We start from the raw sequence: 13,827 nt of genomic DNA on the forward strand, positions 1-13,827 counted from the left end.
ATTTCAAGTGAAAAAATTGTAACACCAAGAAAAAATATATATTACAGATTTCAAAAAAATTCAGTTAAATCTAGTATATATTTAAAAATATGACATATTATATAAAACTGTACTACATAAATCACTAACTCTGTTACATATACCCAGCTTTATTTATGTGTTGCAAACCAAGTATTTAATTGATCCATAATGTTCTCCATCGCCTTCATGTTAGAGAATTTAGGCAACTCCACTAATAACGCCTGTTTTGGCATTGTTACATTAGAGCCTTTCTTTTGGAGAACAAATATACTTTTTGCATTTTTCTCGTTTTTAAACATGGAAACAGGTAGCTGTAATAACCCTTGAATAAAGCATGTTTCTTTAATAAATGCATGTAATTTTGGTGCCTGGTCACTTTCAAAAATGAAGTTTGGTACTAAGAAGAATAAGTACCCGCCCTCTTTCGTATGTTTCACACTTTGTTCAATAAATAAGTGATGAGCATACGACATTCCTTCATCTGCTTTTAATTTATATTCACTGGCACCGATTTCGTTTGGATAGTAACCAATCGGTAAGTCTGAAATGACTGCATCAACTGGATCGATATAAAGTGGTGCTAGTCCATCTTGATGGAAGAATTCGATTGCATGCTTCTGTAAATTTGCATTTACTAAAGCAAGTTTAATTAGCACTTCATCCACTTCTACACCAAATCCACTCATTGTTAGTCCTTCTTTGGCGCTATTAAACACTGTAGTCATTAAATTTCCTGTTCCAATTGCAGGATCTAAAACTGTAATTTCGTTTTGACCTTGCATAAATTTATGGAATAAGTAACTCATGAACATCCCAACTGCATCAGGCGTCATTTCATGATTCGCTTGTACGCCTTCTTTCATTCCTTTTAAGATGGCTAACTGAAATGCTTTACGAATTTCTTCACCTTTATATGTTTCTTCATTAAACGTACTATATTCACGATTCAGCCTTTCAATTGCTGATTCGGATAATTCCTCTTGTAAAATCGCTCCCTCAAACAAGTTATCACCTGTTTCTACAAGCGCCTCTAAATATGTCACATCTAATTCTTTACGTAAAACTACCGCAGAAGAATCAAAAATAGAAAATAATGTTTCCACTGTCTGACTCACGTACATTCCTCCTTCTCTCTTTTACACATAACTTATATCATACCACAAAGTGATTTTTTCCAAAAAGAAAAAGCGACCTCCTGTAAAGAGCTCCCTCTCAAGTTATATATGATATAACGTTTTTTCTCATATATCGGCACCGTTACGCAGCGATATATGAGAAAAAACGACCTCTTTATAAGAGGTCATTTCCTTCACATTACTTTGCAGATTTAGCTGCTTCTAATGCTGCTTCATAGTTTGGATGGCTTGTACCTTCGCCTACGTATTCTACGTAAACTACTTTGTCGTTGCTATCTACTACGAATACTGCACGAGCAAGTAAACGAAGTTCTTTCATTACTAAGCCGTAAGCTTCACCGAATGAAAGGTCACGGTGGTCAGAAAGTGTTACAACATTTTCTAAACCGTTTGCTGCACACCAGCGTTTTTGAGCGAATGGTAAATCAGCGCTAATTGTTAATACTTTTGCGTTTTCAATACCTGCTGCATCTTGGTTAAAACGACGTGTTTGTGCATCACACACACCTGTGTCGATTGAAGGTACAACACTAATTAATTTTACTTCGCCTTTGTATGTTTCTAAACTTACTGGAGATAAGTCGTTTGCTAATACTTGGAAGTTTGGCGCTTGATCGCCAACTTTAACTTCTGTTCCAACTAAAGTCATTGGATTACCTTTAAAAGTTACGTTTGCCACTTGAAAATCCTCCCTTATTTAAACAAAATATGTACAATGTAAATGATAGTTTGTCCCTATCGATAATGCAAATAAAATCGCTTTATTTACAAAAAAATAAAAGAAGCTAACCTATTGATTAGCTTCTTTATTCGTTAAATTTGAAATTCAGGATCATCTTCTTTTCGTTTATCCATCATTTCTTTCACTTTATCAACAGCTTGTGGCGCTAATTCAATTATTTTATCGATGACATGCGTTTGCTTATCTAAATGTAATACTTTCACACCATCTCCATTTATAACAAGAAAGGCAACAGGATTAATAGAAACTCCTCCTCCACTTCCTCCGCCAAATGGATGACGGCCTGAATGTTCTACCCTACCAAATTCACTTCCACCAGCAGCAAATCCGAAACTTACTTTCGAAACAGTAAGAATTACACTTCCATCTGCCGCTTTAATTGGGTCACCAACAATTGTATTTACATCAGTCATTTGTTTTAAATGCTGCATTGCGGTTGTCATTAAACCTTGAATTGGATGGTCCATTCTATATCCCCCCTATGCTTGAACAGATTTTTCTGTCATACCAGATTTTTGCTGCCTCATAAATATGAGCAATTTCACCGCTGTTTTTATAGTACGAAATATACGAAAAGATGCTGTTAACTCGCATCTCGATGCAAATCCTTTCCCTTGAAAAACAGGAGTAATTTCAAATTCTGGTACATCGACAATATGCATATATTGTCCGACAACTCCAGCAGTCATTCCTTTTGTCCCCCATGCATATCCAGTGACAATTCCAGTACTAGCTGCGTCGCCTGCTCCAATTTGCGTATGCCATTTCCAACCATTGATTTTCACTCGTTTGAGAAAATCTTTAACGATAGTATGAACTTTTTGAAGCCTTTTTATCAGTTCCCCAATACTGTCAAGTTGCGCCATAATTTTATTATCTAGTCCGCCGTCCTCTTCAGCTTTTTCGATTTTCTGTCCTGTTTTTTTCTGCTGTTTTTCAATTCTTTCCAATACATCAAATGTATATCGAATCATCCATATTTTCACTTGAAATAAACATTGCTTTTCCATTTCTGAATATAAAAATGTCACCTTAAGCGATATTTTCGACAATAGTATAAGCAAAATAAAAAGGAGAAGAATTATTATTCCAATTACGAGCCACTTCATACGTATCATCCTTTCACTCCGTACCCATTATCGACAACTTTATTCATCATTAAACAGAGTTCCATAAGATTGAATATAAAAATTTTTCTAAAAATAAAAAGGTATTTTGACAATTTGTATCGAAATATATTATTTGAACATATCATCAGGGAACGGACTCTAATGATATGTAGCACGAAAAACAGAAAATTTAACTGCAGTGGAGGGATACATAATGGCAGATCGTCGCAATTTATTTTTCTTTTATGGTGATGACAAAGCAACGCTCGTTGAAAAAATGAAACCAATCTATCGTATTTTAGAAGAGAATGGATTTACCATATTAGATCATCCAAAAAATGCAAACGCTATCGTCAGTGTTGGAGATGATGCAACCTTCTTACAAGCCGTTCGTAAAACTGGTTTTAGAGAAGATTGCTTATACGCAGGGATTTCTACGAAAGATGAAACTTCGTTCTACTGCGATTTTCACATTGATCACATTGATACAGCCCTTCAAGAAATTACAAAAAATGAAATTGAAGTGCGAAAATATCCAACAATTCAGGTAGATGTAGATCATGGTACATCTTTCTATTGTTTAAATGAGTTCTCATTACGTTCTAGCATTATTAAAACATTCGTTGTAGATGTTCACGTTGATGATTTATATTTCGAAACATTTAGAGGGGACGGTTTAGTAGTTTCTACCCCAACAGGAAGTACAGCTTACAATAAATCATTGCATGGTGCAGTTGTTGACCCACTTATTCCATGTTTCCAAGTAAGCGAACTAGCATCTTTAAACAACAACACTTACCGTACGCTCGGTTCACCGTTCATTTTAAATCACGAACGTACATTAACTTTAAAACTAAGACCAGACGGTAACGATTATCCTGTTATCGGCATGGATAACGAAGCGCTTAGCATTAAACAAGTGGAAAAAGCTGTTGTACGCTTAAGCGATAAACAAATTAAAACAGTTAAATTAAAAAATAATTCGTTCTGGGAAAAAGTACAGAGAACGTTTTTATAGGATTAAAATAACCGCAGAATTATGGAATTCCATAATTCTGCGGTTATTTATTTACCCCGATTGACGCGAACAATAATCTCTTACTATCCGGCCGTTATTCTTGTCAGTTTTTGTCGGTAAGTCGATATATTTTAATAATCGCTGATATATTTCGAGTTACGGTCGATATATTCCGAAAATCGCTGATATATTTTTACACATCTTTTCTATAGACAACTCGGCCATCTATTACGGTCATTTCTGCTTGTACTTCTTTTATTTCTTCTGCCTCAATTTCAAAAATATTGTGGTCTAATATTGTAAAGTCTGCTTCATATCCTTTTGTAATTTGCCCTCGTTTCGCTTCTTTTCCGATTGCATAGGCACTCCCTGTTGTAAATAAAGAAACAGCCTCATATACCGTTAATCTTTCCTCAGGCATATAGCATACACCGTCAATAAAACTTCTACGTGTAACAGCGCTATATATGCCTAGAAACGGATTTACTTGTTCAATAGGAGCATCTGAGCCACCATTACAATGTAGTCCTGCTTCCAGTAATGTCTTCCAAGCATACGCATAACGAAGACGGTGTTCTCCCAGTTTTTCAATGACTGATGGAAAATCTGATGAAAGAAAGACTGGCTGTATATCGATAATGGCTTGCAAGTTTTTCATTCTTTCTATCAACTCTTCACGAGCAAGCTGACAATGAATAATACGGTCACGTAACCCTTCTGCTGGTGGATATAATTCGAGTGCATCAATAACATATTCAAGCGACAAGTCACCGATAGTATGAATCGCAACTGGCATATGTAAGTCTCGTGCTTTCTTCACTAATTCTGCAAGTTCTTCACGCGAGAAAATTGCAACCCCATCCGTTTCCTTTGCATCTTCATACGGTTCACTTAATAATGCTGTTCTTCCTCCAAAAGAGCCGTCAGAAAAAATTTTCATTGCACCAAATTCAATATAATGTTCATTTTCATATTCTTTTCGTTCATGTGCTACTTCATGGTGAACGAGCAAATGTGCTTTAAATGGCATTTTTTTTATAACGTGAGAAAACGCATTATGCGTTTTTCTAAAACCACCATAGTAATTTAAATCTTCCGTATGCCCGCCAACAAGTCCGTATTTCCAGCAATCTTTAATCGCTATTTGCAAAGCTCTTTGTAAATACGCTTCATCAATTTCAGGCTGAACATGTTTAATTAATTCTTGTCCTTGTTCATATAAAAGTCCTGTTAACTTATTTGATGAATCCCTACCGATTTTCCCGCCTTTTGGATTTTGCGTCGCTTCTGTTATGTTCGCTTCTTGCAATATGTATGAATTCACCCATGTAACGTGACGACAAACTCGCTTTAATAAAATGGGGTGTTCTTTCGAAATTTCATCTAAATCACGCGCGTGAACATCTTTCGTATCTGTAAAGTTATTTTCATTCCATCCTTCTCCAATAATCCAAGAGCCCTTTGGAGCTTCTTTAACTCGCTTCTGAACAAGAGTAAGCACTTCACCATAAGATGTACAATTTGATAAATCTAGACGGAGTAATCTCTCTCCATGCCCAATAAGATGCATATGGCTATCAACGAGACCTGGGATCATTGTTTTGCCTTTTAAATCGTGCAATGTAACCGCGGCATATTGGTTTTCTAACTCTTCTTTACTTCCAAAATCAACGATCGTACCGTTTTCAATGTAAACAGCGTCCACTTTTTCATTTTCTTCTCTCATTGTGTAAATGGTACCGCCATACCAAATTTCTCCCATATATCCCATCTCCTTTATTTTTTATTGTATAAAAAAAAGCACCATTTCAAAACATGGTGCTTTTCTAAAAATTACTTTTGTTCAGTAGTAGACGTTGTAACTTGCCATTCAATATTAAATTTATCTTTTACTTGTCCGTATGCTGGGCTCCAGAATGTTTCTTGAAGTGGCATGATAACTTCTCCACCTTCTTGTAACTTATCGAATACTTCTTTTGCTTTTTCTGCATTACTAATTTGAATTGCGATTGTTACTTGAGATCCGATTGCATGCCCTTGACCTGGGAATGTATCAGAAATCATAAGATCCGTATTACCAACTTTTAAAGTAGCGTGTAAAACGCGCTCTTTCGCTTCAGCTGGAATCGGGTATTCTGGATTTTCAGGCATGTCACCAAAAGTTTGCATGACTTCTACTTTTGCATCTAAAGCCTCTTTATAAAACTGTACAGCTTCTTGCCCACTACCATCTAAAACTAAGTACGGATTAATACCTAAAATCATACGGACACCTCTTTTTTAAATTTATAAAATCGAACTTGTGTTCGTTTTTATATTATCATTGTTTTGCATTTCATTCAACTATTTACTTCACTGTTTTCAAAATTATTTTGACGGAATCTCCATCTCTTTTTTTCTAAGTTCAATACGGCGAATTTTTCCAGAAATCGTTTTTGGTAGTTCATCTACAAATTCAATTTTGCGAGGGTATTTATATGGTGCAGTGAGTTCTTTGACGTGTTGTTGGAGTGTTGGAATTAATATTTCTTCGTTCTTTTCTATATTCTCTCTTAATACGATAAATGCCTTCACGACACTTCCGCGAATTTCATCAGGACTTGCGACAACCGCACATTCTCTTACGTAAGGATGTTTTACAAGCGCATCCTCTACTTCAAACGGCCCGATTGTATAACCAGAGCTAATAATGATATCATCACCGCGCCCTTCAAACCAGAAGTAGCCGTCTTCATCTTTCTTCGCTTTATCACCTGTAATATAATAATCACCGCGGAATTGCATCGCTGTACGCTCATCGTCTTTATAATATTGTTTAAAGAGTGCCGGCGTTTCAATGTGAACTGCAATATCACCAACCTCGCCTACTTTAACTGGAATACCTTCCTCATTTACGATATCGACGTGGTTACCTGGCGTTGGTTTCCCCATTGATCCTGGTCTAATATCCATCCCTTTCATTACACCAACAAGTAGTGTATTTTCCGTTTGCCCATAGCCGTCTCTTACTGTAATATCAAAGTGCTTTTGGAATGTTCCAATGACTTCTCTATTTAACGGCTCACCTGCGGATACAGCGCTATGTAACGCCTCTAAATTGTACTCGCTTAAATCTTCTACCTTTGCCATTAATCTATACTCAGTCGGTGTACAACAAAGCACATTCACCTTATTATCGCCTAATAAATTTAAATACGTTTTCGGTTCAAACTTACCGTTGTATACAAATCCTGTTGCCCCTGAACCGAGAGTTGCTAAAAACGGGCTCCAAATCCACTTTTGCCACCCTGGACTAGCCGTTGCCCATACAACATCATTCTCTTCAATTCCGAGCCAATTTGGGGCGCTTGTACGTAAATGAGCGTATGCCCACGCGTGCGTATGAACGACACCTTTCGGGTTTCCTGTCGTCCCTGACGTGTAAGATAAAAAGACCATATCTTCTTTATCTGTTTTCGCCATTTCTAACATGTCACTTTCTGTTTCTAATGCTGTTTTTAAGTTGATCCATCCGTCTACTGACTGCTCGCTCAGGACGAATTTTTGAAGAGATTCCATTGCTTCTATATCATCAAACTGTCCAATGTACGGCTCATAGCTTACTATCGCTTTTACTTCGCCATGTCCAATTCGATATTCGATATCTTTTTTACGCAACATTTCCGAACTCGGAATTACGACAAATCCTGCTTTAATCGCAGCAATATACGTCATGTAAGCTTCAATTAAGCGCGGCATCATAATAAGGAGCTTGTCCCCTTTTTGTAAGCCACTTTTTATAAAAGCGTTTCCAATTTTATTTGCACCTTGCATTAATTCAAAATATGTAACTTCTCGTCTATTCCCTTTATCATCTTGCCAAATTAAAGCAAGCTTCTCTTTATCGTCTGTATATTTCTCTATTTCTGAAACTAAATTATAAGATGGTGGTGCCAACAATTCCTCTCTCTTCATAAACATCCTCCTTTTTCTTTATGCCTCCCTTATATAATAAAGAATTTTCAGTAAATTTTGAACCCTCTTCTTTTGACAATTTTTTTATGCTTTTGTCGAAATGAATTTATACTAATTTGAACAACAAAAAGAAAGAGCGGGAAAACCCGCTCTTTCTAAGCCATCGTATATGGGATTATTTTTGGAAACCGCCTAATTGTTGCTCAGCTAGTGAAACTAGACGTTTTGTAATTTCGCCACCAACAGAACCGTTAGCGCGAGATGTTGCATCCGCTCCAAGTTGAACACCAAACTCTTGAGCGATTTCGTATTTCATTTGGTCTAATGCTGATTCAGCACCAGGAACCGCTAATTTATTTGTGCTACGTGCCATGTTATATCACCTCCTTGTGAGTATAGAGTGTGATAAATAACATGACTTCATACACATTTTAGATATGGTAATTTATGGTTTTAGAAAAGTTCTTCGAATTTTTCTTCTTCCGCCACTACTTCAACTGTTTGTAATACCATTGTTTCTTTGTTCGCTACAGCTTGTTCGATTAACGGTGTGAAATCGTATTTCGCTTCAAATCGATTTGCTTTTTCACGCTTCGGCTTCGTCGCCGGGCTAGCTGGTGTGAATACTGTACAGCAATCTTCGTATGGACGAATTGAAATATCATACGTGCCGATTTCTTCAGCAATTTTAATAATTTCTAATTTATCCATCGTAATAAGCGGACGAATAACTGGGTAGTTTGTTACTTCGTTAATCGTATGCATACTATCTAATGTTTGGCTTGCTACTTGTCCAAGACTTTCACCAGTTGTGATTGCAAGTGCATTACGCTCCTCAGCAATCTGCTCTGTAATACGCATCATCATACGGCGCATAACCGTCATTGAATAGCTAGATGGGATTTCTTTATTAATCGTTTTTTGCACTTCTGTAAACGGAATAAGGTGAAGCGTTACACGTTTACAGTATTTCGTTAACTCTTGTGCTAAATCGATTACTTTTTGTTTTGCACGCTCACTTGTGAAAGGTGGGCTATGGAAGTGAACTGCTTCCACAGATACGCCGCGTTTCATCGTTAAGTACGCTGCTACTGGGCTATCAATACCACCAGAAAGAAGTACCATTACTTTTCCGCCAACGCCAACTGGTAAACCGCCAGCTCCCATGTGCTCACCACACATAATATAGCTGTAACCACTGCGAATTTCTACACGTACATTCACATCTGGATTATGGACGTCTACTGTGATATCCTCTGTATTTTCTAAAATGTGCCCACCGATTTCTGGAAGTAACTCCATCGTCTTCATTGGGAAGCGCTTATCAGAACGGTGCACTGTAATTTTAAATGTTTTCACATCATCTTTTACTTGTAAGAACGCTGCTAATGCACCTTTTTTAATGTCTTCTAATTCTGATGGTACTTTCATCGCTAAGTTAAACTTATGAATACCAAATACGTCTTTCAATCTTTCAGAGATTGCTTCATGATCTTCACCATTTAACTGGATGTACATACGGTCATGCGTTGCATCAATTTTAATATTTGGGAACTTTTTCAGTTTGAACTTCACGTTATCTTTTAATGTGCTTACAAATTTAGAACGGTTTTTACCTTTTGTCGTCATTTCTCCGTAACGCACTAAAATATATTCATATGTCATCATATTTCTTTACCTCATCACTTCATATAATTTTGGCATCGTCTCTTTTACAATACCTTCAAATTGTTTTACTTCTTCCATCGTGTTGTCTGGTGCCAAACTAATACGAATAGCACTTGCAGCTGCTGCATGCGGCACTCCCATTGACACTAACACTCTGCTCACTTCATTTGCTTTTGAAGAACAAGCAGACTTCGTCGATACATATACACCGTGCTCTTCTAAAGCATGAACGACTACTTCTGGTTTTAAACCAACAAATGATACATTTAAAATGTGCGGTGCTGCATATGCAAGCGATGTATTAATTGTCACATCTTCCATCTCTTTAAAGAAGCTGACAAGCTCTGCTTGTAAACTTTGCAAATGAGCTACCTTTTCTTTCACTTGTTCCATTGTCATGCGAAGAGCTTTCACCATCGCTACAATGCCAGGTAAATTCTCTGTACCAGAGCGATACTTAAGCTCTTGTTGACCACCTGATAAAATCGGATCTAATCTTACACCATCACGTATATAAAGAAGACCCGTTCCTTTTACACTGTGGAATTTATGTCCAGATATTGAGCAAAGATCAATATGAGAAGCATATAAATCAAGCGGTACTTTTCCTATCCCTTGTACATGATCTACATGGAATCTTATTTTCGGATGATTCGATAATAACGTTCCAATTTCAGCAACGGGCTGAATTGCTCCAGTTTCGTTGTTCACATGAATAATTGATACAAGAATCGTATCTTCACGAAGTGCTCGTTTTACATCCTCTACCGATACAACACCATGCTCGTTAACCGGTAAATATGTTACATCAAATCCGAGTTCTTCTAATTGCTTATATGCCTCAAACACAGACGCGTGTTCAATATTTGTTGTAATGATATGTTTGCCGCGCGAACGATTCCTCATCGCTATCCCTTTAATCGCAAGGTTGTTCCCTTCCGTTCCACCTGATGTGAAAATAATTTCAGAAGGTTTAACGTGAAGAAGCTGCGCTGCAATCGTTCTTGATTGTGTTAATAGACGCTCTGCCTCTCCTCCAAGCGAATGAATAGAAGAAGGATTACCAAAATATTTCCCAGCAACCGTCACGTACGATTGAAGAGCTTCTGGATATGGCTTCGTCGTCGCACTATTATCAAAATAGATCATCGTTCTTCCCCTTTCAGCGCTATCACATCATATAATCATATCATAAATACGTGTCATTACGCTAAGACTACGCAAAGGTTCCGTTTTATCCCGATTAGTGAATAATAATAATTAGTGAGATACCCCCACTGATTACAGTTTCACTTTATTTTGAAACGAATAACCTTACTGTATTCCGCTATTCATTATAGCAACATCGCCTGCAAAATTACACAAAAAAACAAACCCTTTTATGAAAGGGTTTGTTCATTGTCTACATATTCAGCTATTTTTTGAACAACACCAGGTTCAAGTTGCTCTAGTACAGAAGCGGCTTGTTCTAAAGCTGCATCGTATTGATATTCACGGAATAATTTCTCCGCATAATTTAAGCTTTCTGCAAGGCTTTCATCATGACTGCGGTAACGGTTACCGTATTGAATTAATTTTTCAACTAAATACGCTTGTCCAATTAATTCTTCTGTCATTTCAGCTACACCGTTCACAGTTGTGTATGCTTCTTCTAAACTGCTATTTACAGCGTTCATATTTAACGGCTTCACTTCTAATTGTTCATATACAGCTTGCATTGCCATTTGCCCTCTTTTTAAATCTTCCATAATACTCTCTGGAAGACCTGGTAAATTCGACTTTTGCATAAAGCGTTTCGTTTCGAAAATAGTATTTCGCATTTCTTGTAACTTCTCACGCGCTTCAAATTCTTCTTTACGCATCGTTTGCAGCATTTCTTTATATTCTGCATGAAGTACTTTTAACGTTTCACATTGCTCATAAACCTCTTCTAGTTCCTCACGAATAATAGAGAAGGCAATATCTTGTTCAGCAACGCGTAATTGTAGCATTTCAAAACGTTTCGTTAAAATGTGCATTTGCTTTTCAATTACTTTTTGAGATTCAATATCCTTATCTTGCAATTGATAGCTTTGTTTCACAAGTTGTGTTTCTGTTTTCGTTTCAATCGTTTCGATACGTATTTCTTCTAAGTCTTCATAAACAGAAAGTGTTTTTTGCTCCACATAATGTCTCGCATGCACCTCTTGCTCAAGTTGATCATAGAAACCATCTAAACGAGTTTTTAAGTCTTCCACTTTTTCAGCCGCTTCTGTTATATGAAGCTCCTGTATATCCATTAAACATGTGTTTAGTTGTGTCGTCATATCACGAACTTCTTTAGGGATTTCCAAATACTCTAATACATAACCTTGTCTTACCATATCATTATGACCCTGTAATAAATCTTCCAGTTGAACTGGTAGCGTCGCTTGACACTCTACTAATAAATCTGGAATTTGGTGAATAATGATTTCTAAACTTGCTAAACCTTCTTCTAAACTAATAACAATTTCTCTCGCTTTTAAGTAGTCACCATTATCTGTTGCTTCTTCAAAGCTTTTAAATTTATTAGATTCAGCGTCTAGCATCTCTTCGATTTTCTGCTCTGCTGCTCCATACATATGTCTATGAGCAAGAACACTCTTTTTCATACTACGATATGTATCACGTAACCCTTCAATTTCCGAGCTATTTTTCTCATGGCTTTCTAACAATTGCTGTAATTCATTTAAAACACCTGTAATACGATTATCAGCGTCATCTAAACCACTTATGGATTCGTTCATCGCATGCTTTGCTTTTCGGAAGGAGAATTGCGAGGCGAATTTTCGCGCTTGCGCTAAATCTTTGTCAGCTTTCGGAAGGGTTGTTGATACAATTTCATCCCATTCTTCACGCCATTTACCAAACAGTTCTTCTGTTTGACCCGTCATGTTTAAATCTTTTACCCGTTTTAGTTCATCTGCCACAGGTTTATCTTTTATCTCTTGTTTCCACTGCTCCAGTGCTTCAATATCTTTATATGAACGATTTCTTATCACAAGCTCTATCATGAGCAGCACTAGAATAGAGCTTACTACAATGATAACGATCGTCAGGATAGAATCCATGCAAAAAAGCCTCCTAGTTATATCTCTTTTTTTGTCCGTTCCGTTTATGAAATGGAAGGCATTATGTATAAAAAGGGAATTCCCCTATATTTAACAACTAACAATGTACTAATCATACCATGTAATGGCTTGTTTTTGACCTAGTTTTTTTTAAAATTTCATGTTTCTTTCAATGCGATTGTAATCTTTCTCAATATTCCGCCTACCTCACTACCTATCCTCAAATGATTGTAATAACAAACAATCTTTCGTATGAGATACGAAATAAATTTTCCGCATGAGTGGTGGTTCAACAGAAATTCCATGTACATTTCCCTGCCTTACAGACTGCTCTACTGCCCTTTCTGGAAGTAAAGTGATGCCAAGGCCAGCTTTTACCATTGCAAGCATCGGTTCTGCGTAAGATGTTTCCACAGCTATAGTTGGTTTTACACCTATCTCATGAAACATGTTCATAATCATTTTCCTTACATCGCATATTTCTGGATATACAATTAATTTTTCATTTTGCAGCTCTTCTATTTGAATGACTTTCTTCTCTTTATACGGATGATTATTTGAAATGACACAAACAATTTTCTCTTGTTGCACTTCTTTTATATACGTAGCACCTTCTACTACTGAATCGATGAACATCGCGTCAATCTCCCGCGCTTTAAATAAATCTCTTAATACTTCCGTATGTCCGATTTGCCACTCTACTTCGAACTCATCACCTAATACATCTTTACATTCTAATATATAATGTTCTGCTAAACTCGGTAGTATACCAATTGAAAACTTTCGGTTCTCTTGATACCCCCTCATTTCTGTTTTTGCTTCATTTATTTGTTCCAAAATCGGTAGCATTCTTTTTATAAATAACTCTCCTGCCTCCGTTAACTCCACTCCTTGCGCAGAACGCTTAAGTAAAGTAACCTCTAAATCCGCTTCTAACTTTTGAATTTGCTTACTAAGCGCTGGTTGAGATATATGTAAAATCTTACTTGCCTTTGATAAACTTCGCGTATGCTTCACTTCGATAAACGATCGTACTGCCTCCAAATCCATCGTACACACCTCTAACAAAAAGTTATAACCGTTATAA

At 36.8% G+C, this 13,827-nt stretch carries 13 protein-coding genes; 1 reads left to right on the forward strand and 12 read right to left on the reverse strand.

The window, feature by feature from the left end:
- Positions 1–149: 149 nt before the first annotated feature.
- From QCI81_RS10105 to QCI81_RS10120, 4 genes are all read right to left on the reverse strand, one after another.
- Positions 150–1,136, reverse strand: coding sequence for a class I SAM-dependent methyltransferase (locus QCI81_RS10105; RefSeq protein ID WP_071731414.1), 987 nt, complete (start codon positions 1,134–1,136; stop codon positions 150–152).
- A gap of 199 nt (positions 1,137–1,335) precedes the next feature.
- Entirely contained in the window at positions 1,336–1,836 is a 501-nt protein-coding gene (gene tpx, locus QCI81_RS10110; RefSeq protein WP_000024527.1) for a thiol peroxidase, read from the reverse strand.
- Between the two features lie 134 nt (positions 1,837–1,970).
- Entirely contained in the window at positions 1,971–2,366 is a 396-nt protein-coding gene (gene ytfJ, locus QCI81_RS10115; RefSeq protein ID WP_000350007.1) for a GerW family sporulation protein, read from the reverse strand.
- 12 nt (positions 2,367–2,378) lie between these two features.
- The gene (locus tag QCI81_RS10120) at positions 2,379–3,017 is read right to left on the reverse strand and encodes a DUF2953 domain-containing protein (protein WP_071731413.1); all 639 of its coding nucleotides are present in this window, start codon (positions 3,015–3,017) and stop codon (positions 2,379–2,381) included.
- A gap of 205 nt (positions 3,018–3,222) precedes the next feature.
- Here QCI81_RS10120 and QCI81_RS10125 point away from each other — a divergent pair, with 205 nt between their 5' ends.
- Positions 3,223–4,026 carry an NAD kinase gene (locus QCI81_RS10125; RefSeq protein ID WP_000785183.1) on the forward strand — a complete coding sequence of 268 codons (804 nt, stop codon included), beginning with the start codon at positions 3,223–3,225 and terminating at the stop codon, positions 4,024–4,026.
- 193 nt (positions 4,027–4,219) lie between these two features.
- On the opposite strand, the gene QCI81_RS10130 is transcribed toward QCI81_RS10125, so the two are convergent.
- The 8 genes from QCI81_RS10130 to QCI81_RS10165 all read right to left on the reverse strand — a co-directional run bounded on the left by QCI81_RS10130 (position 4,220) and on the right by QCI81_RS10165 (position 13,790).
- The gene (locus QCI81_RS10130; protein ID WP_353810701.1) at positions 4,220–5,788 is read right to left on the reverse strand and encodes an amidohydrolase; all 1,569 of its coding nucleotides are present in this window, start codon (positions 5,786–5,788) and stop codon (positions 4,220–4,222) included.
- A 71-nt stretch (positions 5,789–5,859) separates the two neighbouring features.
- The gene (locus QCI81_RS10135) at positions 5,860–6,291 is read right to left on the reverse strand and encodes a VOC family protein (protein WP_000600350.1); all 432 of its coding nucleotides are present in this window, start codon (positions 6,289–6,291) and stop codon (positions 5,860–5,862) included.
- A gap of 102 nt (positions 6,292–6,393) precedes the next feature.
- A complete protein-coding gene (gene mbcS / locus QCI81_RS10140) occupies positions 6,394–7,980 on the reverse strand; it encodes an acyl-CoA synthetase MbcS (protein WP_182811921.1) in 1,587 nt (528 codons plus the stop codon).
- A gap of 175 nt (positions 7,981–8,155) precedes the next feature.
- The gene (locus tag QCI81_RS10145) at positions 8,156–8,353 is read right to left on the reverse strand and encodes an alpha/beta-type small acid-soluble spore protein (protein WP_000124490.1); all 198 of its coding nucleotides are present in this window, start codon (positions 8,351–8,353) and stop codon (positions 8,156–8,158) included.
- Between the two features lie 80 nt (positions 8,354–8,433).
- The gene (gene thiI / locus QCI81_RS10150; protein WP_000989275.1) at positions 8,434–9,648 is read right to left on the reverse strand and encodes a tRNA uracil 4-sulfurtransferase ThiI; all 1,215 of its coding nucleotides are present in this window, start codon (positions 9,646–9,648) and stop codon (positions 8,434–8,436) included.
- 6 nt (positions 9,649–9,654) lie between these two features.
- On the reverse strand, positions 9,655–10,797 hold the full coding sequence (locus QCI81_RS10155; RefSeq protein WP_000638976.1) for a cysteine desulfurase family protein: 1,143 nt from the start codon (positions 10,795–10,797) through the stop codon (positions 9,655–9,657).
- 230 nt (positions 10,798–11,027) lie between these two features.
- A complete protein-coding gene (gene ezrA / locus QCI81_RS10160; RefSeq protein ID WP_000377317.1) occupies positions 11,028–12,740 on the reverse strand; it encodes a septation ring formation regulator EzrA in 1,713 nt (570 codons plus the stop codon).
- A gap of 210 nt (positions 12,741–12,950) precedes the next feature.
- Positions 12,951–13,790 (reverse strand): LysR family transcriptional regulator, encoded by an 840-nt coding sequence (locus tag QCI81_RS10165; protein WP_095690138.1) that lies wholly within the window; start codon positions 13,788–13,790, stop codon positions 12,951–12,953.
- Positions 13,791–13,827: the final 37 nt, after the last annotated feature.

The organism is Bacillus cereus group sp. MG20 (assembly GCF_040459885.1).
Lineage (GTDB): Bacteria > Bacillota > Bacilli > Bacillales > Bacillaceae_G > Bacillus_A > Bacillus_A cereus.